We start from the raw sequence: 21,327 nt of genomic DNA on the forward strand, positions 1-21,327 counted from the left end.
CCGCGCCGCCCCACGGGCGGGCGGTCAGTCACTGGTCCGCCGGATGGGCGGTCAGTCGTGCTGCAGCGTCGCCCACAGGCCGTAGCCGTGCAGCGCCTGGACGTCCCGCTCCATCTCCTCGCGGGAGCCGCTGGAGACCACCGCGCGACCCTTGGTGTGCACGTCCATCATCAGCTTCCTGGCCTTGTCCTTCGGGTAGCCGAAGTAGGCCTGGAAGACGTACTGGACGTAGCTCATGAGGTTGACCGGGTCGTTGTGCACGATGGTCACCCACGGCGTGTCCGGCTCCGCCACCGGCTGTCCTTCGACCTCCGGGCGCTCGATCTCCACGGGCGCGACACTCACCGACGGGCCTCCTCGTTGCACACTCGTCCACGGTTCCTCACGCCCCATGCTGCCATCCGGGGGACACCCGGGCGATTCCGGCCCGGGTCGCGCCGTGAGAAATCGTCAAACTGACGCTAAGTGGTAGTAGCATCATCCTCATGGACGCCACTTCAGTGCGCGCGGCCGGGTCGACCGCGCTGCTCACCGACCGCTACGAGCTCACCATGCTGCAGGCCGCCCTGCGCAGCGGGGCCGCGCACCGCCGCTCCGTCTTCGAGGTGTTCACCCGACGCCTGCCCGGCGGCCGCCGCTACGGCGTGACGGCCGGCACCGGCCGGGTCCTGGACGCCGTCGAGAACTTCCGCTTCGACACCGCCCAACTGGACTGGCTGTCCCAGCAGGGCGTGGTCGACGACGACACCCTGCGCTTCCTCGCCGACTACCGCTTCCGCGGCGACATCCACGGCTACCCCGAGGGCGAGGTCCACTTCCCCGGCTCGCCGGTGCTCACCGTGGAGGGCAGCTTCGCCGAGACGGTGATCCTGGAGACGGTGATCCTCTCGATCCTCAACTTCGACTCCGCGGTGGCGGCCGCCGCCTCCCGGATGACCGCCGCGGCCGGCGGCCGGCCGGTGATCGAGCTGGGCGCCCGCCGGGCCCACGAGCAGGCCGCCGTCGCCGCCGCCCGGGCCGCCTACGTGGCCGGCTTCGCCGCCACCTCCGACCTGGAGGCCGGCTACCTGCACGGCATCCCGACCACCGGCACCTCCGCGCACGCCTTCACCCTGGTGCACGACAGCGAGCGGGACGCCTTCCGGGCCCAGATCGAGTCCATGGGCAAGGGCACCACCCTGCTGGTCGACACCTACGACCTGCGCGAGGCCGTCCGCACCGCCGTCGAGGTGGCCGGGCCCGAGCTGGGCGCGGTCCGGATCGACTCCGGCGACCTCATCCTGGCGGCCCACCGGGTCCGCCGTCAGCTCGACGAACTCGGCGCCGAGAACACCCGGATCATCGTCACCTCGGACCTGGACGAGTACGCGATCGCCGCCCTCGCCGCCGCCCCGGTGGACGGCTACGGCGTCGGCACCAGCCTGGTCACCGGCAGCGGCCACCCGACCTGCGCGATGGTCTACAAGCTGGTCGCCCGGGCCGAGACCCCGGACGGCCCGCTGGTGCCCGTGGCCAAGCGCGCGGCCGGCGGCAAGACCAGCATCGGCGGCCGCAAGTGGGCCGCCCGCCGCCCCGACGCCGAGGGCGTGGCCGAGGCCGAGGTGATCGGCACCGGACCGGTCCCGGACGAGCTGCGGCCGCACCTGGTGCAGGTCCCGCTGGTGCTGGCCGGCGAGACGGTCGGGCGCGAGCCGCTGACCGCCGCCCGCGAACGGCACGTCCGGGCCCGGGCGGCGCTGCCGCTGTCGGCCACCCAGCTCTCCAAGGGGGACCCGGTCATCCCCACCGAGCTGATCGACTGAACCGATCGACCGGGCCGATCGGCCGAGCCGCCCCCGGCGCGTGGTCGACGCCCGCCCGGCGCGTGGTCGACATCGGGACGGACCGGCGGCGGGCGCCGGGCGGCGGGCCCCGTCCCCGCCCGGCGGCCGGGAGGTCGAAGAGCCGCCCCAAGCCTTCCGCCCCCGCGCGCCACTCCCTAGAGTCAGCCGTAGAGTTCCCCTGGAGTTCCTCCCGCGCCGGCCGGCCTCCGCGAGGACCCCACCACCGGGGCGCACCGCCCCCACATCCGAGGATGCGAGCCATGCACCGGGCACTGATCGTCGTCGACGTGCAGAACGACTTCTGCGAGGGCGGCAGCCTGGCCGTCGCCGGTGGCGCCGAGGTGGCCGCCGCCATCACCGACCTGATCTCCGAGGCCTCCCCCGGCTACCACCACATCCTCGCCACCCGCGACCACCACATCGACCCGGGCGACCACTTCTCCGCCGAGCCGGACTACGTCTCCAGCTGGCCGGTGCACTGCGTGGCCGGGACCGAGGGCGTGGGCTTCCACCCCAACTTCGCGCCCGCGGTGATCTCCGGGGCGGTCGAGGCGGTCTTCGACAAGGGCGCCTACTCGGCGGCGTACAGCGGCTTCGAGGGGCTGGACGAGAACGACCGCGGCCTGGTGGAGTGGCTGCGCGAGCGGCAGGTCGACGAGGTCGACGTGGTGGGCATCGCCACCGACCACTGCGTCCGGGCCACCGCCCTGGACGCCGCGCGGGCCGGTTTCACCACCCGGGTGCTGCTGGACCTCACCGCCGGGGTGGCGCCGGCGACCACCACCGCCGCGCTGGAGGAACTGCGGGCGGCCGGGGTCGAGTTGGTCGGCGCACCGGTGGTCCGGTCCTCGTGACTCCGGTCCTGTGACACCGGTCCCGGACCGGCTCAGACCACCAGCAGCTCCACCACGTCCGTCCCGCCGGCCCGGTAGGCCTCGCGCAGCTCGCCGCCGACCGCCTCCGGATCGGCGGCCAACCGGGCGCCGGAGACGTACACCACCCGGATGCCCAGGTACTCCATCCGGTGCTGGCCGCCGCGCACCCAGGCGGCCTCGCCCTCGCTGACGCAGCGCAGGTCGGAGTCCACCTCCACCGCGACGCCCTGCTCGGGCCAGTAGAGGTCCGGGACGCCGATGTAGGTGCCGCCGCGCATCCGCAGTTCCGGCGCGGCCAGCGGGGCGGGCAGCAGCCACTCGTCCACCAGCCGGTCGACCCGCTCCAGGACGAACTCCCGCTCGGCGGCGAGGAGTTCGTCCAGTGCCGCGCGCACCCGGGGCTCCTCGGTCAGTCCGCACTCGACCAGCTCGGTGGCCAACTCCCGTACCGTGCAACGGTTCTCCGGCCGGGCGACGGCCTCCCGCAGCACCTCGCGCACCGGCGCCGGGGCGCCCGCCGGGCCCCCGTCCACGGTCCACTCGTACAGCGCGTCCGCGACCGCCCGGGCGACCGGCGCGCAGGCCAGCCCGTGCACCGAGCGCGCCACCAACTCCCGCTCGGTGCGCCGGATCCGCACCTCGCCGGCATCCTTGAGCCGACGCTGACGGGGCACCAGGACGTCCACCCCGGTCACCGCGGGCAGCCGGGGCACGGCGGCGAAGCCGTACAGCGCCAACGCCGCCGCGCCGGTGATCACCGCCCCCTCGCGCCGGCCCTCCTCCCGGCCGTTCTGCGCCGCGTACAACAGCGCGGCCCACATCCGCTGCTCCGGGGTGGGCTCCCCGGACTGCAGCAGGTAGACCCGGGGCAGCAGTCGCTGCCAGGGGCCGCCCCGGCGGCAGTGCTCGGTGATGACCCGGGCCGGCACGCCCCGGGCGCGCAGCTGACTCGCGGTGACGACGTTCTGCTGACGCTTCGCCAGCTCCTCAAGGGACGGCGGCGGCGCGGGGATCCGGTAGGTCATGCCCCCACCCCGCTACCCTCGGCAGGGGCGTCCGCCCGTGCGCACCTCTTGCTGACCAGCTCGCTGCGCTCGCTCATGCGCCCACCATCCCCAACCCCCGCGAGCTGCGCGACACAGCCTGACGCACTGTTACGCAACCGTCGCGAAACCGGGATCAGCCCGCACTAAAGTCCTCATACCCTCACTCATTTGGAGTAAATGCCGCTCATATGGCTATCGGATCTGATCGAAAACGATCGTCGACCTGGTCGCCTGACCCAGAGTGATCAAGGGCATACGGCGAGGGACCCTCGGAGCGTCAATCGCACCCCTGGGATTGCCTAGGCTTACGTCATGTCACGTGACGAGACCGCCGGCCTCCGCGCGGCCCAGCTCCGCCTCGGTCGTCTGCCCGGATACGTCCGCCGCCCGGACCCGGCCCGCCGCAGCGGTGAAAAGGGCCATACGTACAAGAAGGGCTGGGAGGTCCGCTTCACCGCCCGGAGCGAGGCCGAGATAGCAGAGATCCGCGACCTCGTGGTCGCCGCCGGATTCGCCCCGGCCAGACCCTTCTTCAAGGGACACCAGCTCATCCAGCCGGTCTACGGCATGGCAGCCGTGCAGGCCTACCTGGCCGCTAGACAGGCGGCCGAGGAGCACGCCGAACGGATCGAACTCGGTCGCCGGCGGCGCGCGGCGGGGGCGCGCGCGGGCGCGACGCACACCGGAGGGGCGCACCCGGGCAGCGGGCACGCCACCGGTGCACCGGTCGGCCACCGCTGCGAGCGCGAGGAGGCCGCCGCAGGAGCCGCCGCCGCGGCTGCGGTCGCCGCCGCGGCAGCCGCCCAACTGGCCCGGCGCCGGGCCGTCGAGTCCTTCCCCGCCCAGGTCGAGCGCGGCCGCACCGCCGACGACCGGATCTCCCCCACGGAGGCCCGCCCGAACCCCTGACCGGGCGGCACCACCCCGCCCCGACCCGCGCCCCGGTCGCCGCCGGCCTCCGGGGCGCACTCGATGCGCCCGCCCCGGCCCATCCCGACCCGCCCCGGCGCAACCCCCATCGTGAGTGCGGTTGCGCGGACGGTTGTGCGGACGCGACTTCGCGCCCTGAGCGTGGACGCCAGCCCCGCCAGGCCCTACGGTGGCACCTCGACCGCCCTGCGACCAGCACCCTCCTACAGCCTCTGACCAGCTGCGACACGCTCGCATCTACGTCCCCCGCAGCACTGCGCGACGCTCCCCGACCGGCCCTCGACCGCCTCTCGACCAGCCCTCCACCGGCAGTACCGCCGCCGGGTCGCATCGGCCGCCACCCGAACCGGCCGGGTGGCGACGGGTTCCGGGCATTCCATCGGATTGGTCACCCAGCGCACCGAGGGCCTACCGTAGAGTGAGCACAGATGATCGACCATCAGAAACCCATCTCCCTTTCCGAGAAGACGAGATGACCAACCGTCACACGAGCGACGCCGGACCTCCCCCGGGGCCCGGCGAACCGGAGGACGTGCCACTGGAGTTCGCGGCCTTCTGCGAACTCCACCGCCCCCGGTACCTCAGCTACGCCCGGGTGTGGCTCACCGAGTCCGCCGAAGCGGCCATCGCCGTACAACAGGCGTTCGCCGAAATCGCCGTCCAATGGCGGGAGTTGCTCACCAGCCCGAACCCCACCGCGCTCGCCTGGCAGATCCTGCGCGGCACCGTCGCCGAACACACCCGGCAGGAGCCCGTCGCCCCCGACCGCCACCCCGCCGACGACGACCTGGCGATCCTGCACTACGTCGTCGGCCTGGCCGCCCCCGAGATCGCCGACGTCATCGGCACCGACACCGCGAGCGTCGCCGGACGGCTCCGGCGCACCATGCTCCACGAGGCCTCCGGCTGGTGAAGCCGCGGGGGCCGGCACCGGCCCGGCACCGGCCCGGCTCCGGCTTGTGGGCCTCAGGCCCGGGCGCCCGTCACATCGAACAGGTGGTGCACCGGGTCGTGCACCAGGTAGCGGGCGAAGGACCCCACCGTGAACCGCGCCCCGTCACTCCGGACCCCGGTCCGCTGCCACTGCTCCCCCGACACCGCGTCGAACGCCGCCGCCAGCGCCTCCGCGGCCGCCGCCAGCTCCCCGGCCACCGCCTCCGGCCGCTGCTCCCGGTAACGCCCCGCGACCGCCGTCTCGTCCTGGTCCCAGTTCGGGAACAGCACACCGTCCTGATCAAGCATCAGCCCCAGTCGGACCAGGAACAGCCGGAAGACGTCCCGGACGTGACAGGCGTACTCCAGGTCCGACCAGACCTCCGGACGCGGCCGCCGACGCAGCCCCTCCCCGTCACCCGCCAGCACCGCCTGCCAACTCCGCGCATTGGCCCGCACCAGCCCGGCGACGTCCGTCACGGCCACCTTCGGGGTGTCCAACCCGCAGTCGGGGCAGGGGCGTTCCAGCACCCAGGTCCAGTCCTTGGTGTCGGGGACGATCGCGTCGTCGGCGGCGACAGTCGCGTCGGCGGGGGTCACGGGGCGCTCCGGAGTACTCATGGGCACCAGCATGGCCACCCCGCCCCGGCCCCACCAGCGGCCCGAACGCCAGCGAACACCGAAATACCGCCAGGCCCGCCCCCTCCGCCAGCGCCGAGTGATCCCCGGCACGGGGGGCTGCCACCCTGCACGGCCCAACCGGCTCGCCCTCGCCGTCGAGGACTGGCTCAGCACTCACTGACCCAGCCGCCGCCTCCGCCGCCGCGCCACCACCACCGCACCCACCGCAGCCCCCACCACCACGGCCCCGACCGCCCCGGCGGCGACCACCAGACCGGTGCCGTCGCCCTTGCCGCCACCGGCGTTGGCCTCGGGGGCGACGGTGGGCTGGTCCGTGGGATCGGTCTCGTCGTCGCTCGGTGGCGTGCCGTGCGATTCCGCCCGCTTCACCAGTGGATTTTCCCGGGGCCCGTTGTCCACTGCCGGGTTCGCTTCCAGCGCCTTCGCGGGCGAGACGATTCCGTAGCCGTAGTGGTTGTTGGGCACCACGGTGCCGTTGGCGGGAGGGGTGGCCGTCTTGATCATCCGGTTGATCACCTGACCGGCGGACAGGCTCGGGTACTTGGAGCGGATGAGTGCGGCGGTGGCGGAGACGTACGCGGTGGCTTCGGACGTACCGTCCCCAGCTCCATAGCTCGTCGAGGATTTGGCCGTTGCGAGGTAGATGTCCACGCCCGGCGCGACAAGTGTGGTCTCGGGACCTGGCGTGGAACGGTCCCATACGTCTCCCTTGGAGTCCACGGCTCCTACGGCCACAACCCCTGGGAAGGCCGCCGGGTATCGAACGCCATCCGCGTCCTCGCCAAAGTTTCCGACCCCCGCAATCAGCACGACATCCTTCGAGATTGCGTAGTTGACGGCCTTCCTCAACTCCGTATCGAGACGAAACGTCCCTCCCAGAGACAAGTTGACGACGTTCGCACCGTGATCGACCGCGAATCGGATCGCATCCGCGAACCCCGTTTGCTGGGGATTGGAGCCATCACCTTCCGCTCCCACCTTCACGGGCAGGATCTTGGCTTTGGGAGCCAGCCCCATGACCCCCTCCTGCGCCCCGTGCCCGTGCCCCGCAATCAGGCTCGCAATTCCGGTTCCGTGACCCTTGTCGTCCACGCGACCATCGGAATTCCCACCTGAGAAGTCGGCTCCGGGAAGGACCTGTCCGGTCAGATCCTGGTGACCCTGGTTCACCCCGGAGTCGACCACGCCGACAACAACCCCGTCGCCCTCGCTGACCGACCAGACCCCTGCCTCTGCGCCGAGGGTCTTCAAGGCCCATTGATGGTCCCTGATCTGATCAGCCGATGCCCCTGGTACGGCAACGCTCCAGACCAATGCCCCGGCAGCGAGAACCGCCGCACCTCGCGCCAACAGGCGGCTCGTCAAACCCGGTCACCCCAACTCAAAGATCAGATCACCCGTCCGTTCACGGACCGGCCTCATTCCACCACGTTCGGATTGACAGGCTCGTCCGACGCCCAGGTCTCCTCGTCTTCGACGAGGTAGTCCGGGCGCTTGCCGCCATTCCCCTGTTCCTTCTTGCGGCGCTGCGCTTCACTCATAGGAATGCCGGGAGACATGACGCCAGTCCCACGGGCCCCGGGTTCGACCCCGACCTGGTTACGCGCCCTCAGCCCTGATCCGCCTTCGGTGAAAGCCTGCCTGCCTGCCCCAGCTCCCGGTGGCATCTCTCGCACAGCGCCACCGGGCCGGGCCGAGGAGCCGCCCCCCGGCGGAGCTCCGGACATTCCGCGGCCCCCGACGCCGACGCCTGGAGACGCACCGACGGGAAGCTCCTTTCCACCGAAACCAGTCCTGGTCTGACCGAAATCGGGGCCGATCGGGGTGCCCTGGACAGTCGGCCCCGGAGGAGCGCCGATCGGCGGCTGTCCCCCACCGCCGGCCACCAGTCCCGAAGGGCTCGCGAACGCGCTGGTGCTCAGGGTGGACGTCTGGGTCCCAGAGGTAACAGGACTAAGCGCATTCCGGCCTGGACTCGGCGCCGGAGTACCCAAGATGCCAGCCTCAGGGACGCTACTCTTCATCGCCGACGATTTCGGCGGAGCTTGTGCCGTCCCACCCTTGATTCCGGAGTCCGTCGGAACAGCTGCGTTCCTCGGCGAGGAACCGGAAGTCACCAACGGCATGGATGACCTCGACCGCTGCGGCGCAGCGGTCGAGGTCGACCTCACCGACGTTCCCCCGGCTCCGAACGAGGTTCCCGAGATCACCGCAGCTGCCATGGCCGCCGCCCCGGTCGGGTCATTCTGCGATCCGACGTCACGCGTGTCTTCGCCGAAGAACCCCGGCTTCGCCGGCGGTTTGGAGCCCGGCATCGGCGGAGCCTTCAGGGCCGGTGTCGCGATGCGGTAGTGCATCGCGAGGGTCTGCATGACTGCCGCCGCTTCCGCCTTCTTGCGGTCGGTGAGCTGGATGTGGTCGTCCTCGCTGCTGAAGAAGTCGCCGACCTTGTCCTTGAACTGGTCCCAGCTGCCCGGTTCCTCGGGCATGGTGCGCTTCGCCGTGGCCATCGCCTCGGACATGTTGTGCAGAGTGTTGGCCGCGTCGTTGGCGTAGGCGGCGGCCTCGTTGATGTTGGCGGCGAGGGTCAGCATGGAGGTGTGGAAGGAGTCGCTGGTGGTGCCGTCCCAGGCGGTGGCGGCTTCGGTGCTGGCGGTGGTGAGGGTCTTGCGGATCTCCTTGAGGGTGGTCGCCGCCTTGCGCCAGGGGTCGCCGGCGGCCATCACCGCGCCGGGGTCGAGGGCTTGGGCCATCTTGCGCAGATCGGCGTGGCTGTACTTGGTGAAGTCGGTGTAGACCACGGGTGGTTCACCTCCGGTCGGGCGACGGGTCAGATGGTGGCGTTGCCGTGCTGGGACGGGACCTGGTTGGCCTGGTACGCGACCTCGCTGGTGGCGGAGGGCTGGGCGACGGACCAGCCGTCGTCGGACAGCTTGAGCTTCCGGCTCACGTGGTGGTCGTGCTCCTCGTAGTTGGTCGCGGTCAGGTCGGCGTTGTGCTGGGCCTCGTCGATGGCGCTCTGGAGCTGGTTCAGGACGTCCCGCAGTGCGTCCCGCATGGTGCCGTAGCGGCCGTGGATCTCGGTGGCCTCGGCGAAGGTGCCGAAGGCGGTCTTGCCGAGGCCGCTGCGGCCGTGGGCGGTGTTGCCGTTCGCGTCCTTCTCGAACTCCTTGAGCAGCAGCCGCACTTGGCCGGCGAAGGTGCGCAGTTGTTCGACCTCGATCCGGTAGCCCTGGCTGGCTCCACCGGTCGAGCCGGTCCCTGTTCCCATGGCGGCGCCCCCCGTGCGTCCGTTCCTGGTGGTCGGGGCCGGGCCCCGGTTCCTCATGTCTAACACACCGGGCCCGGATCCCGCCCGGTGCACGGTCAGTTCGTCGGCGTCCTGGTGCGGAGGGCTTCGGCGAGGGCGCGGCGGCAGAGCGAGTCGGCGTGCCGGGTGGTCTCGGGGAGCCGGTAGCGGCGGGCGAGGTCGAGGGTGGTGCGGACGGCGGTGTCGAGGCCGATGCGGTGGCCGACGGAGACGAAGACGGGTTTGACGCCGGGCCGGGTGCGGACGGCGCGGCCGACCTCTTCGCCGGTGGCGGGGTCGGTGAGCGGGGTCGAGGAGCCGCGTTCGGGGGCGGGTTCGTGGTGGGTGAAGGTGAAGGGGGTCTTGGCGACGCCGAGGGTGCGGAGTCCGGTGTGGACGCCGAGGTGGCTGGCGAGGCCGAGGCGGCGCGGGTGGGCGAGGCCGTAGCCGTCGCAGACGACGGTGTCGGGGGTGCGGGTGAGGACGGCCAGTGCGTCGAGGACGGCGGGGAGTTCGCGGAAGGCGAGCAGTCCGGGGACGTATGGGAAGGCGATCCGGCCGACGGCGGTGGCTTCCTCGACGACGTCCAGGGTGTCCCGGTCGAGGAGGACGGCGGCGGCGGCGACGAGGTCGTGGTCGTCGTCGTAGGCGACGTCGACGCCGGCGATGAGCCGGGCCGGGGTGTCGTCGTCCTGGGCCCGGACGAGGGGCCGCAGCCGTTCCTGTTCGGCGAGCGCCTGGGCCTCGGTGGTGGGCCAGTCGGCGGGGATGGGCACGGTCGGTTTCCCCCGGTCGGTGTGGTGTCGGACGGGCTCCACCGTACCGAGGGGGCGGCCGACCCCGGGGTGAGCCCGTGCGCCCCCTGTGCCCCCGGACTCGCGGGCTAGCCTGGTCGTACCGAACTTCCGTGCCGGGTATGGCTTCTGGCACCGGCTCCAGTTCCGCCCGTTCCCCCCGACGTGCGAAGGACCCCCCGCCATGCCACGTCCGTCCGCCGCCCAGTTCTGCCTCGGCTCGTTCACCGTCGTCGCCACCACGGTGGCACTGCTGGCCGTTTCGGGCGCCGCGGGCGTCCTGGAGGTCGCGGTGCTGGTGGGTTTCGCGCTGGCGCTCGGCACCGTGGTGACGCTGCTCTCGCTGTCCGTCTCCGCCCGTTCCGGCGCGGCGGCCGGCCGTCCCGGGGGCTCCCCGGCCGCGGCCGGGCGCGAGTACGCCCGGCCGCGCTGATCCGCTGCCGGGCGTCGTCCCGCCGTGGTGCCTCAGATCTCGGTGGTGACCACGACGGTCTTGGCGGCCTTGTCGTGGAGGCACTGCCGGTAGGGCTTGTCGAAGACGCCGAACAGGCCGTCGACGATCCACCACAGGGCGGCGCAGCAGAGCACGGCCGGGAGGATGTAGACGGCGGCCCGGGTCCAGGCCGCGGACTGGGTGGGCGGGTTGCCGTCGACCAGCATGGCGACCCGGATCTTCATCGCCTTCTTGCCGAGGGTCTGGCCGTCCCGGCTGAGCATCAGGGCCTCGTAGATGAGGTAGATGGCACAGCCGAGCCAGAAGGCCTCGGTCGTGCCCTGGCGGGTGCTGAGGTCGACGAAGGGGCCGACGACGATGACGCCGACGGCCTGCATGAGCACGTAGTCGATGAGGCGGGCGAGGATCCGCTTGGGCCAGGTGCCGATCGGCGGCATGCCGGGGACGGGGCCGCCGGTGGCGGTGCCGTAGGGGCCGGGGCCCGCGCCGTAGCCGGGCGGGGGCTGGTCGTGGGGTTGGCCGCCGTGGGGCGGTTGGCCGTACGGGTCCTGACCGGGGGTCGTTCCGCCGTAGTTTCCCTGGTAGGCGCCGGGGCCGTCGGCCGGGGTGCCGGAAGGGGCGTCCGCCGGGGTGCCGGTCGGGGTGGGGTGCGGCGGTTCGCCTTCCGGCGTGCCGCCGCCCGGGGTGGGGGGCTGCTTGTCGAAGGAGGGCTGACCGCCCCCCTCCGGCTGGGGGCCTGAGGGGTCGTGGGTGCTCATCCCCCGAGTAGAACATCACACATTCTCAAGCTTTGGGACATTCTGTCCGTTTTGCCATCGGCCGACGGGATCCGCAGCCCGATCGGCGGGCGGTACGGACGGCCGCAGCACCCGGGGCGGGCCTGGGATCGCGCCGCCCCCTCAGTCGCGGACCACCCGCGTCCGGGCCGCCCGGTCCTGCCAGCCGCGCCGCGCCGGACGGTCGAGGAGCGGCCAGACCAGGCCGAGCAGCAGCACCACCCCGAGCTGCCGGACGGCCCACCGCAGCAGCGAGCGACCGAGGCTCAGCCGGGTCCGGCCGCCGGGGGCGGTGGCGTCCACCACCCGGATCCGGGCCAGCCGCTTGCCGAAGGTCTGGCCGGTCCGGGCGATCGGCAGCACCTCGTAGACCAGGCTGACGAACACCAGGATGCCGACCAGGGCGGCGAGCTTGGCCAGCACCACGTCGTCCACCAGCCAGACCTGCACCTGACGGCGGGTGAGGGAGCTGGCCATCCTGGCCTGGTCCAGCTTCTCCTGGAGGTGGTCGGCGACCGAGCCGCCGAGCGGGATGCCGGCGGCGACGGCGACCACCAGCAGCACCGCGGTGTCCACCGCCCGGGCCGCCAGCCGCCGCGCCGGGCCGGCGGGCACCCGGGCCGCCGGACGGTGCCGGACGGGCGCCTCCCGGGCCGGGCGCACCACGGGCAGCGCGCCGGCGGGGGTGGGGGCGGGGGCCACGGTCGCCCGGGTCCGCGCCGGGGCCGACGACGCGGTCGGGGTGGACGAGGCCGACGTATGGACCGGCTCGGGTTCAACCTCCGTCCCGACCGTCGGCGCCGCCGCGGCGGCCGCCGTGGCCACGACCGGCGCCGGCACCTCGCGGACCGCCACCGCCATGACGGGTGCGACGGCCGCGGCCAGCTCGACGGCAACCGCAGCGCGCTCCGGCTCCGCGCGCCCCTCCTCTTGGTCGGGCGCCCCCGGAAGCGCCCCCCAGGAGACCCAGTGCGGCGCCCCGCCGGTCTCCATCAGGCCCCGCTGCGCCCGCGGATCGGCCTGCCATCCGGAGCCGCCCGGCACCCCGGACACCCCGGCCGCCCCGGGGTCCTCCTCGGCCACCGGCTCGACGGTGCGGAACACCGGCCCGCCGATCACCTCCGCCACCCGCGGCCCGACCACGAAGGACGCCCCGCCCGTGGTCTGGTCGAGGTACACCGGTCCGGTGTCACCCGAGCCCGGGGCCTCCCGGTCCGCCCGCCCGGGCACCGGTACGGGCTCCTGCGCGACCACGGGAACCGACGCGGACACCGCCGACGACACCGCCGACGACACCGACACCGACGCCGGCAGCGGCGAGTCCGACCGGGCCGCGGGCACCGGCACCACCACCGGAGGCGGCACCGCCCGCGCCGCCGCCACGTCCGGGGCGGGCCGCCGGGCGGCGAACCGGGGCGGCTCCAGCACCTCGCCCTCGGCGGGAGCGAGTCGGCTGGTGCCGGGCACCCAGGCGGAGCCGCCCCAGTACCGGACGAAGCCGGGGATGGAGGGGTCGGGGTAGTAGCCGGGCTCGGGTGCGACGGCCGGGTCGCCGTCGGCGGCGAAGGGGCGGTCCGTCATGGGGTCTTCTCTCCTGTCAGGTCCTGACGAGGGCCGATGGGGAACGGGGACCGGGCCTCAGCAGATCTGAACGGGTCAAGATGCGTCGCATCGGTGCACATCGGGTCGAAGTCCGGTCGGAGCGGAACTCGCAACAGAACGGGACGGAACTCGGGACGGACGCCCGCGGACGCCCGGTGCGCAGGGGGGCGCCACCGGAGGCGGACAGTCGCCGGGCAGTCACAAAGGGTAGTACCTCGCCGGAGTGCCGACGGGAAGTTAACGATTCCCCGGACAGCGGAGGGCCTCCCGAGGTAGGGATGCAGGCGCGCGACCGACACCCGCGCGCCGCACTCCGGGCCGTTCACCACCCCTGGCGAAACTCCCCGGAGAAATCTCGGAAACGTGTGTAAGAACCGGCGCGGTCCGCCCTCTCAAAGGTCAAGGAGCCCGGAACCGGGCACGAACCCAAGGCAGAGAGGAAGACGATCATGGACCGCCCCGTCAGCGTCGTGGAGCACGAGCTGGAGCTGAACCTGGTGCTCTCCCCGGAGCACAGCGTCCCCGTCCCGGCCCGGCTGACCTACGGCAGCCACGACCCGTACGCCGTCTACATCACCTTCCACCTGGACACCGGCTCCCCGGTGACCTGGGTGTTCGCCCGCGAGCTGCTGGTCGAGGGCACCTTCCGCCCGTGCGGCCAGGGCGACGTGCGGATCTGGCCGACCCGCTCGGGCCGGCGCAGCGTGCTGTGCCTGGCGCTGAGCTCGCCCGCCGGGGACGCGCTGCTGGAGGCGCCGCTGCCGGTCGTCGCGGCCTGGCTGGAGCGGGCGCACCGGCTGGTCCCGCCGGGCAGCGAGCTGTCCGCCCTCGACATGGACGGCTCGCTCGCCGAGCTGCTCGCGTAGGCGTGCCGGTCGTGCGCCGCAGCGTGCACTGGCACGTCCAGGAGCTCCGGCACGCCGACGAGCCGATCAACGACGCACGGATGAACGACGAGCGGATCAACGACGCACGGATGAACGACGGGACCAGGGACAGCAGTAGGAGGAGCGACGGCGCCCCCGCCGGCTCAGCGGGCCGCGGGGGCCTGCTGACGACCGCGGGCGGCGTCCGGGCCGCCGCCGTCGCGCTGTCCGGGCAGCCGGACCAGCGGGGCGCCGGCGGAGCGCCGCCGGGCCCTTATCCGGATGGCGGCGGCGAGCAGGAAGCAGAGTCCGACCCACGGATAGACCGAGGTCGGCAGCTGCCGCAGCGGTGACATGTGGAGCACGGCCGTGCCGATCGGCTTGGCCGCCCACATCGCGAAGGACAGGAAGGCGACCAGGGTCGCCCAGAACGCGGCCCGCCACCGCAGCCGGCGGACGCCGGCCGGACGGGCGTGCTCGACCGAGGCCTCGGCGGCGAGCAGGACGAGCACCGGCACGCACCAGACCCAGTGGTGGGTCCAGCTGATCGGCGAGATCAGCACGGCGGTGACGGCCGTGACGCAGAAGCCCCAGGCCTCGGCCCGGGGCAGCCAGCGGCTGCTGCGGACGGCCCAGGCGGCGACGGCGAGGCCGGCCAGGGCGACCAGCCCGGCGCCGAGGGTGGCGATGACGCCGGGGTCGGCGGAGTGCAGCAGCCGGGCGAAGGCGCCGCGCAGCGACTGGTTGTCGACGATCTCGGTCTTGCCGACCCGGGACGAGTCGTAGAGGTACTTGGTCCAGAAGCCCCAGGTGGCGTCGGGCAGGAAGAGCGCGCCGAGCAGGAAGGTGCCGAGGAAGGTGAGGCCGGCCGTGAAGGCGGCCCGGACCCGGCCGGTGAGCAGCAGGTAGACCGCGAACAGGCCGGGGGTGAGCTTGATCCCGGCGGCGATGCCGATCGCGATGCCCTTGCTGCGGTGCCCGTCCGAGCGGGTGAGGTCCCAGAGGACGAGGCAGGCCAGCGCGAGGTTGATCTGGCCGTAGCGGAGCGTGGTGAAGACGGGTTCGAGCCAGACGCCGAGGCCGGTGATCAGCACCACGCCGATCGGGCGCAGCTCGCGGCGCGGCCAGCCGACCAGCTTGAAGGACAGGTGGGCGAGCAGCGCGAGCAGTCCGAGGTTGCCGAGAGTGATCAGCACGCGAAGGACGGGGATCGGGAACCAGGTGGTCGGGACGAACAGCATCGCCGCGAACGGCGGGTAGGTCGCCGGCAGGTTCCACTCGGTGACGCGCAGTGCGTACAGGTCGGTGCCGTTGGCGACGGCGGCGCCCTCGGCCCGGTAGACGACCATGTCGACCATCGAGGTGTGCACGAAGTGGCGGACCACTGCGTACACGAGCAGCGACAGCAGGGCCATGGCGGAGGCGACCAGCAGCGGCCGGCGGGGGGCTTCACGCAGCGCGCGCACGGGGGCACCGAGCGCGATCCGCAGCCGGTCCGACAGGGGGGCGGGCGCCGGGGCGGGTACGGTCCGTACCTGGCTGCGCTCGTCTTGCACCGCTGTCACTGTCCACTCCGTCCACCGCTCGGCCAACCAGCGACGATACCGGATGCGACCGGTCCCGTCCTGGGCGCGATCGACTACGTACAGTGACGAAAGGGCCCCGGCCGACCGTGCTCGGCTGCGGGCTGGGCACGGGCGGACGGGGCAGTCGGGGCGGTCTTCGTGCGGGCGGGCGCCGCTGGGCGGGCTCCCCGGGCGACCGTGCCCGGGCGGCCCGACGTGACCGGTGCCACCGACGCTAGCGCCGTCCGGGGTCGAACGGGCGGCCCGCACGCGGGGTGAAGGCTCCCTTAGGGCGCAGTTAAGGAAGGCCCCCCGATCGACGGGGCCGCCCGCCCCACCGCCGCCTCAGGGCCGCCCCGCCCCGCCGTCACTTCGTCACGTCGTCACTTCGAGAACAGCGCACCCCGGCTGCGTCGCCGACCGGTCCGGGCGGGCGCGGCCTCCTCCGGGCGGGTGCGCAGCCGCAGCCGGGTCTCGGCGCCGCCGAGCACGGCCGAGCGGCCGAGCGCGAGGTCCCCGCCGGTGGACTCGGCGAGCTTGCGGACGATGTCCAGCCCGAGGCCGGTGGAGCCCTCCCCGCCGTGGCCCTCGCCGCGCCTGAGTGCGGCGGCCGGGTCGCTGTAGCCGGGTCCGGCGTCGCCGACCAGCACGATCACCGCGGACTCGGTGGCCAGCACGTCGACCGAGAAGGCGGCGCCGACGGCGGTGTGCCGGAAGACGTTGCCGAGCAGCGCGTCGACGGCGGCGGCGAGGTCCCCGCGCTGGACGGGCACCGGCGCGGGGTGTTCGGCGCCGGCCAGCTGCCAGCGACGGCCTTCGTCCTCGGCCAGCGCGGACCAGAAGCCGACCCGTTCGCGGATCACCTCGGCGGCGTCGCAGCCGACCGCGACGGCGGGCGCGTCCTCGGGGTCACGGCGGGCGGAACGGATGATCTGGTCGACCTCGCGCTCCAGTTGGGCCACCGCGTGCCGGGTGGCGTCGGCCGCGTCGCCGTCGCCGAGGGAGGCGGCATTGAGCCGCAGCACGGTCAGCGGGGTGCGCAGTCGGTGCGACAGGTCGGCAGCCAACTCGCGTTCCGCCGCGAGGAGTTGGACCACCCGGTCGGCCATGGTGTTGAACGCCTGGGCGGCTTCGCGCAGTTCCTCGGGGCTGCCGTCGACCTGCTTGCCCGTCACCGGGACGCGCACCGTGAGGTTCCCGGCGCCGAGCGAGCGGGCGGCGCTGGCGAGCCGGCGGGCGGAGGCGACGATCCGGCTGCCCATCCGGTCGGCGACCAGCACCGAGATGGCGACCAGGCCGAGCGCGACCGCGGAGAGCACCTGCCAGGCGGTGGAGACGCCCCGGGTGAGGTCGCTCTCGGCGACGAAGACCTCGACCACGGCGGTCCGCCCGGTGTCCACCGCGACCGGCTGGAGCAGCGCGTAGCCGCCGGGCACGGCGACGGTGAAGGCCCGGCCCTGGCCACCGGCCGTGGCGACGTCCGCCGCGGCGGCGCGCCCCTCCCCGAGGGTCGGGCCGTCGGGCCCCCCGGCCCCGGCCGCCGCCCCTGCTCCCCCGACCGCCGGTCCCCCGCTCGCCGGTCCCCCGCTCGCCGGTCCCCCGTTCGCCGCCGGCATCCCGGAGACCTCCGGCCCCCCGGGGACCCCCGGCGCCCCGGCGGGCACCGGCAGGTGCACCGCCATCCGCCCCTGCGCCCCCGCGTCCGTACTGGCCAGCGCCCGGTTGACGGCGTCCTGGTCGGTGGTGATCGCCAGGGCCGGCCCGAGCGCCGCGGCCTGCCGTTCGGCGGCGGTGAACGCCCGGTCCCGGGCGGTCTGTTGGACCATCAGGCCGAGCGGGATGAGGAAGGCCAGCGCGACCATGGTGGTGCCGGCCACCGCGGCCTTGATCAGGGCCCAGCGCAACGAGCGGACGAACCGCTTCATGTCCGGTGCTCCGCGGGCCCGGCGACGGCCTCCAGCCGGACCCCGACGCCCCGGACGGTGTGCAGGTAGCGGGGGTTGGAGGCGGTCTCGCCGAGTTTGCGGCGCAGCCAGGAGAGGTGGACGTCGATGGTCTGGTCGCCGCCGTAGGTCTGTTGCCAGACCTCGGCGAGGATCTCCTTGCGCGGCACCACCACGCCGGGCCGGGCCGCCAGGAAGGCCAGCAGGTCGAACTCCCGCCGGGTCAGGTCGAGCAGCCGCCCGTCCAGGACGGCCTCGCGCCGCTGGAGGTCGATGGCCAGTCCGCCGACCCGCAGCACCTGGGCGACGGGGGCGCTGCCGCCGCCGAGCCGGCGCAGTACGGCGGCCATCCGGGCGCTCAGGTGCTCCCCGGAGAAAGGTTTCACCAGGTAGTCGTCGGCCCCGTCGTTGAGCAGCCGGACGATCTCGGCCTCGTCGTCCCGGGCGGTGGAGATGATCACCGGGACGTCGGTCAGCCCCCGGATCATCTTGAGCGCCTCGCTGCCGTCCAGGTCGGGCAGGCCCAGGTCGAGGATCACCAGGTCGCAGCCGACCTGGGCGACCTCCCGCAGCGCCTCCAGGGCCGTGCCCACACTGCGGACCGCGTGACCGGTGTCGGTCAGGTGGCGGATGAGCGCGGAACGTACGAAGGGGTCGTCCTCGACCACGAGCACTGTTGCCATGGCCCTGCACGGTACGCCATCGGCGGGCAGTGGTCTGTACCTCGGGGGTGCCTCCGGACCGGGTCCGGACATTGTGCAACTCCCCTGCGGAACAACCGGGGTGCCGGTCCCCGCCGACCGGGAAATACGGCAGGATGTGCGGACGATGCGGAACGGACTGGTACAGCTGTGCGCCTGGGCGGCGGCCACCGGGGCGGCGGTGGCGCTGTCCTGGCTCGGCGTGCACGCGGTGCTCACCGGAGCCGCGTCCGAGCAGCCCGTGGCGCTGCCGCTGCCCTCCCCGAAGACCGTCGGCACGCCGTACGGCACGTCCCCCACCCCCGGCCGGACACCGACGACCGACGCCCCCTCCCCGCCGGCGTCGCCACCCCCGTCCCCGACCCCGACCGCGCCCCCGGCCGCCGCCTCCGCGACCGCCGCGCGCGCCCCGGCCGGCCCCGCGCCCACGCCGTCCGCCAAGCGGCCCGCGCCGAGCACCACCACCACGTCCACGGTGAAGAGCTACCCGATCCCCGGCGGCCGGGTCGCCCTGGACATCCGCGCCGACGAGGCCTCACTGGTGTCCGCCACCCCGGACCCGGGCTGGCAGATGCAGGTGTGGAACGGCGACCAGTGGATGCGGGTGGACTTCACCAGGGACAACCAGGCCAATTCGGTGTTCGTCTACTGGAACGGCCACCCGCCGGTGGTGGAGACGGCGATCCGCTGAACCGGCGGCGCACCCGTCACCGACCGCCGGGCACCCCGAACGGGTCGTACAGCCGGTACGGCTCGCCCGGCTCGAACAGCCCCGTGGGCCCGACCGTCTCACCCGACCCGTAAGGCCCGACCGGCTCGTACCCCGGCAGGTACGGCCCCGCGTAGCCGGCCCGGTCGACCAGGGTGTGTCTGGTGCCGCCGGGCACCGCGATGGTGGCCAGCACCACCGACCCGAACCGGTCCCGCGTCTCGTACGGCTCGGCCAGCGACAGCGCGCCCCGGTCGACCGCGTAGTCGTACGCGTAGTAGACGTCCGGCACGCTCACCTGGAGGTCCAGCACCCCGTCCGCGCAGCGGGCCGGACCGGCCGCCAGCTCCCGGCCGCGCGGGCCGCCCGCCCGCGCCGGCGAGGTGAGCACGATCCGCGTCCCGGGCCCGCCGAGCACGTAGGAGACCGTGTCCGGCCGACCCGTCTCCGGCCCGGCGTACGCGGTGCAGCGCAGCCCGAGCGCGGCCCGGTAGCGGGCGGCGGCCCGCTCCGCGTCGGCGACCGCGAGGACCACCGCGTCGGCCCGGCCGACCGGCAGCGGTCCCGGATCCCCCGGGACCCCGGCCAGGCCCGCGGCGAGCAGGACGGAGTCGGCGGTGTCGGTCATGACGGCCTCCCGGTAGGCGTACGGACCACCCGACGCCCGGGGTGGGGCCCGGGGCACGGGATCGTGGCTGGAGGGTGGCGCCGGGCCGACCGGCGCGCAACTGTTCCGTTTCCTCCTGGTCAAGCTGTGCCCCGGGACGGGAGAATCGGCGGCGCCGCTGTACAGAATGCCCACCGGAGGACGGAGCCACGATGCCCCCCGCCCACTCCCCGAGCTCCCCCGGCTCCCCCGACCCGAGCGGCCCCACCGGCCCCACCGGCCCCACCGGCCCGAGCAGCCCGACGGGCCCCACCGCCCCGCAGGGCACCGCCGCCCCGCAGGGCACCGCCGCGGCCCCGGCGGGCGGCGGGAACGACACCATCGACGCCCTGGACGGACGGCTGATCCGACTGCTCGCCGAGGAGCCCCGGATCGGCGTGCTGGAGTGCTCGCGCCGGCTCCAGGTCGCCCGCGGCACCGTGCAGGCCCGACTGGACCGGCTGCAGGCCAAGGGGGTGATCGGCGGCTTCGGCCCCGAGGTCGACCCGGCGGCGATCGGCTACCCGGTGACGGCCTTCGCCACCCTGGAGATCTCCCAGGGCCAGGGCGCGGACGTGCGGGCGCACCTGGCGCGGGTGCCGGAGGTGCTGGAGCTGCACACCATCACCGGGATCGGGGACATGCTGGTGCGGATCGTGGCCCGCTCCAACGCCGACCTCCAGCGGGTGATCGACCGGGTGGTCGGCTTCGACGGGATCGTCCGCTCCTCCACCGCGATCGTGCTGGAGAACCCGGTGCCGTACCGGATCCTGCCGCTGGTGGACCAGGCGGCCGCCGAGTAGGACGGTCCGTTCGGTGCGATGTGCCGATTCGGCATAGGCATGAGGCCCCGTCAGCCCCAAGATCTATACATGAACGTTCCGCCACTGCCCGTGCCACGCGTCGGTCCGCCGATACCCGTGCCGCCCCCGTGCTCCCCCGGGACGGCCCCGGCATGACGTCCCCGGTCGCGATCGACGGCTCCTCCCCCACCCTCATCGCCTCCGCCCAGCGCGCCCTGCGCCTGCTGGAAGCGGCCGCCCGCTACCCCAAGGGCGCCACCGCCAAGCAGCTCGCCCGGGACACCGGCCTGGCCCTGGGCACCGCCTACCACCTGCTGCGCACCCTCGTGCACGACCACTACCTGGAGCGGCACTCCGGGCACTACCTGACCGGTCCGGCGGTGGCCGGCCTGGTCCGGGACGACGGTCCGGCGGCGGGCCGGGCCCGGCTCAAGACCCTGCTGGACGCGCTGGCCGAGGAGCTCTCCGCCGCCGTCTACTTCACCTGGTACCGGAACGGCGAGGTGGAGCTGATCGGCGCGGCCGAGGCGCCCGGCGCGCCGCTGATCGACCGGCACCGGTGGCGGACCGGCGCGCACGCCCATTCGGCCGGCAAGACGCTGCTGGCGCTGATGACCGCCGAGGAGCGCCGGGACCACCTGGCCCGCCACCCGATGGTGCCGTTCACCGCCCACACCCTGCGGGACCCGGCGGGCCTGCCGCTGCTGTCGCGCCAGGGCCCGCGGCGCTCCGTCCCGATCACCCAGTTCCAGGAGTACTCGCTCGGGGCCGCGGGCGCGGCGGTGCCGGTCGTCGCGGGCAGCGGCATCGGCGCGGTCTCGATCTCGCTGCCGATGGCCCAGGCGCACCGCCTGGTGGGGATCGCCGCCCAGCTGCGGACCAGGCTGGGCGACGACTTCGCCTCGGTGGCCTTCGGACTCTGACGCCGGA

General features: G+C 73.7%; 22 protein-coding genes. 9 read left to right on the top strand and 13 right to left on the bottom strand.

What is annotated here, in order from left to right; genetic code table 11:
• Nucleotides 1-51 precede the first annotated feature (51 nt).
• Nucleotides 52-345 carry an ATP-dependent Clp protease adapter ClpS gene (gene clpS, locus ABTZ03_RS22695; RefSeq protein ID WP_350514866.1) on the bottom strand — a complete coding sequence of 98 codons (294 nt, stop codon included), beginning with the start codon at nt 343-345 and terminating at the stop codon, nt 52-54.
• A 140-nt stretch (nt 346-485) separates the two neighbouring features.
• On the opposite strand from clpS, the gene ABTZ03_RS22700 reads away from it, so the two are divergent.
• Nucleotides 486-1,802: a nicotinate phosphoribosyltransferase gene (locus tag ABTZ03_RS22700; RefSeq protein WP_350514867.1), complete on the top strand. Its 1,317-nt coding sequence runs from the start codon at nt 486-488 to the stop codon at nt 1,800-1,802.
• A gap of 281 nt (nt 1,803-2,083) precedes the next feature.
• Nucleotides 2,084-2,677, top strand: coding sequence for an isochorismatase family protein (locus ABTZ03_RS22705; protein ID WP_350514868.1), 594 nt, complete (start codon nt 2,084-2,086; stop codon nt 2,675-2,677).
• Between the two features lie 32 nt (nt 2,678-2,709).
• Here ABTZ03_RS22705 and ABTZ03_RS22710 read toward each other — a convergent pair whose 3' ends face one another.
• Nucleotides 2,710-3,723, bottom strand: coding sequence for a hypothetical protein (locus ABTZ03_RS22710; RefSeq protein WP_350514869.1), 1,014 nt, complete (start codon nt 3,721-3,723; stop codon nt 2,710-2,712).
• Nucleotides 3,724-4,056: 333 nt separating this feature from the next.
• Here ABTZ03_RS22710 and ABTZ03_RS22715 point away from each other — a divergent pair, with 333 nt between their 5' ends.
• Both ABTZ03_RS22715 and ABTZ03_RS22720 read left to right on the top strand, forming a co-directional pair.
• On the top strand, nt 4,057-4,653 hold the full coding sequence (locus ABTZ03_RS22715) for a hypothetical protein (RefSeq protein ID WP_350514870.1): 597 nt from the start codon (nt 4,057-4,059) through the stop codon (nt 4,651-4,653).
• A 493-nt stretch (nt 4,654-5,146) separates the two neighbouring features.
• Nucleotides 5,147-5,587 carry an RNA polymerase sigma factor gene (locus tag ABTZ03_RS22720; protein ID WP_350514871.1) on the top strand — a complete coding sequence of 147 codons (441 nt, stop codon included), beginning with the start codon at nt 5,147-5,149 and terminating at the stop codon, nt 5,585-5,587.
• A 53-nt stretch (nt 5,588-5,640) separates the two neighbouring features.
• Here the strand turns inward: ABTZ03_RS22720 and ABTZ03_RS22725 are convergent, their stop codons facing one another.
• The 5 genes from ABTZ03_RS22725 to ABTZ03_RS22745 form a co-directional block, all read right to left on the bottom strand.
• Nucleotides 5,641-6,228: a DinB family protein gene (locus tag ABTZ03_RS22725; protein WP_350514872.1), complete on the bottom strand. Its 588-nt coding sequence runs from the start codon at nt 6,226-6,228 to the stop codon at nt 5,641-5,643.
• A 174-nt stretch (nt 6,229-6,402) separates the two neighbouring features.
• Complete coding sequence (mycP, locus tag ABTZ03_RS22730; RefSeq protein ID WP_350514873.1) at nt 6,403-7,500, bottom strand: type VII secretion-associated serine protease mycosin; 1,098 nt, start codon at nt 7,498-7,500, stop codon at nt 6,403-6,405.
• A 167-nt stretch (nt 7,501-7,667) separates the two neighbouring features.
• Complete coding sequence (locus tag ABTZ03_RS22735) at nt 7,668-9,050, bottom strand: WXG100-like domain-containing protein (protein ID WP_350514874.1); 1,383 nt, start codon at nt 9,048-9,050, stop codon at nt 7,668-7,670.
• Nucleotides 9,051-9,079: 29 nt separating this feature from the next.
• On the bottom strand, nt 9,080-9,520 hold the full coding sequence (locus tag ABTZ03_RS22740) for a DUF2563 family protein (RefSeq protein WP_350514875.1): 441 nt from the start codon (nt 9,518-9,520) through the stop codon (nt 9,080-9,082).
• Nucleotides 9,521-9,615: 95 nt separating this feature from the next.
• Nucleotides 9,616-10,314, bottom strand: a complete 699-nt coding sequence (locus ABTZ03_RS22745; RefSeq protein WP_350514876.1) for an endonuclease V — start codon at nt 10,312-10,314, stop codon at nt 9,616-9,618.
• 202 nt (nt 10,315-10,516) lie between these two features.
• Between ABTZ03_RS22745 and ABTZ03_RS22750 the strand changes: the two genes are divergently transcribed.
• Nucleotides 10,517-10,765, top strand: a complete 249-nt coding sequence (locus tag ABTZ03_RS22750) for a hypothetical protein (RefSeq protein ID WP_350514877.1) — start codon at nt 10,517-10,519, stop codon at nt 10,763-10,765.
• 32 nt (nt 10,766-10,797) lie between these two features.
• Here ABTZ03_RS22750 and ABTZ03_RS22755 read toward each other — a convergent pair whose 3' ends face one another.
• Both ABTZ03_RS22755 and ABTZ03_RS22760 read right to left on the bottom strand, forming a co-directional pair.
• Nucleotides 10,798-11,544 carry an RDD family protein gene (locus ABTZ03_RS22755; protein ID WP_350514878.1) on the bottom strand — a complete coding sequence of 249 codons (747 nt, stop codon included), beginning with the start codon at nt 11,542-11,544 and terminating at the stop codon, nt 10,798-10,800.
• 141 nt (nt 11,545-11,685) lie between these two features.
• Nucleotides 11,686-13,143, bottom strand: a complete 1,458-nt coding sequence (locus ABTZ03_RS22760; protein WP_350514879.1) for an RDD family protein — start codon at nt 13,141-13,143, stop codon at nt 11,686-11,688.
• Nucleotides 13,144-13,613: 470 nt separating this feature from the next.
• On the opposite strand from ABTZ03_RS22760, the gene ABTZ03_RS22765 reads away from it, so the two are divergent.
• Nucleotides 13,614-14,030: an SsgA family sporulation/cell division regulator gene (locus ABTZ03_RS22765; RefSeq protein ID WP_350514880.1), complete on the top strand. Its 417-nt coding sequence runs from the start codon at nt 13,614-13,616 to the stop codon at nt 14,028-14,030.
• A gap of 164 nt (nt 14,031-14,194) precedes the next feature.
• Here ABTZ03_RS22765 and ABTZ03_RS22770 read toward each other — a convergent pair whose 3' ends face one another.
• From ABTZ03_RS22770 to ABTZ03_RS22780, 3 genes are all read right to left on the bottom strand, one after another.
• Entirely contained in the window at nt 14,195-15,595 is a 1,401-nt protein-coding gene (locus ABTZ03_RS22770; RefSeq protein WP_350514881.1) for a glycosyltransferase 87 family protein, read from the bottom strand.
• Between the two features lie 383 nt (nt 15,596-15,978).
• Nucleotides 15,979-17,520 (bottom strand): sensor histidine kinase, encoded by a 1,542-nt coding sequence (locus ABTZ03_RS22775; protein WP_350514882.1) that lies wholly within the window; start codon nt 17,518-17,520, stop codon nt 15,979-15,981.
• The gene (locus tag ABTZ03_RS22780) at nt 17,517-18,221 is read right to left on the bottom strand and encodes a response regulator transcription factor (protein WP_350514883.1); all 705 of its coding nucleotides are present in this window, start codon (nt 18,219-18,221) and stop codon (nt 17,517-17,519) included. Before ABTZ03_RS22780 ends, ABTZ03_RS22775 begins: the two co-directional genes overlap by 4 nt.
• A 145-nt stretch (nt 18,222-18,366) precedes the next feature.
• Between ABTZ03_RS22780 and ABTZ03_RS22785 the strand changes: the two genes are divergently transcribed.
• Complete coding sequence (locus ABTZ03_RS22785) at nt 18,367-18,930, top strand: hypothetical protein (protein ID WP_350514884.1); 564 nt, start codon at nt 18,367-18,369, stop codon at nt 18,928-18,930.
• 16 nt (nt 18,931-18,946) lie between these two features.
• Here the strand turns inward: ABTZ03_RS22785 and ABTZ03_RS22790 are convergent, their stop codons facing one another.
• Nucleotides 18,947-19,576: a VOC family protein gene (locus ABTZ03_RS22790; RefSeq protein ID WP_350514885.1), complete on the bottom strand. Its 630-nt coding sequence runs from the start codon at nt 19,574-19,576 to the stop codon at nt 18,947-18,949.
• A gap of 359 nt (nt 19,577-19,935) precedes the next feature.
• Between ABTZ03_RS22790 and ABTZ03_RS22795 the strand changes: the two genes are divergently transcribed.
• Both ABTZ03_RS22795 and ABTZ03_RS22800 read left to right on the top strand, forming a co-directional pair.
• On the top strand, nt 19,936-20,397 hold the full coding sequence (locus ABTZ03_RS22795) for an Lrp/AsnC family transcriptional regulator (RefSeq protein ID WP_350514929.1): 462 nt from the start codon (nt 19,936-19,938) through the stop codon (nt 20,395-20,397).
• Between the two features lie 152 nt (nt 20,398-20,549).
• Nucleotides 20,550-21,320, top strand: a complete 771-nt coding sequence (locus ABTZ03_RS22800; RefSeq protein ID WP_350514886.1) for an IclR family transcriptional regulator — start codon at nt 20,550-20,552, stop codon at nt 21,318-21,320.
• The last annotated feature ends 7 nt before the right edge of the window (nt 21,321-21,327 follow it).

The organism is Kitasatospora sp. NPDC096077 (assembly GCF_040303245.1).
In the GTDB taxonomy this organism is placed as follows: domain Bacteria; phylum Actinomycetota; class Actinomycetes; order Streptomycetales; family Streptomycetaceae; genus Kitasatospora.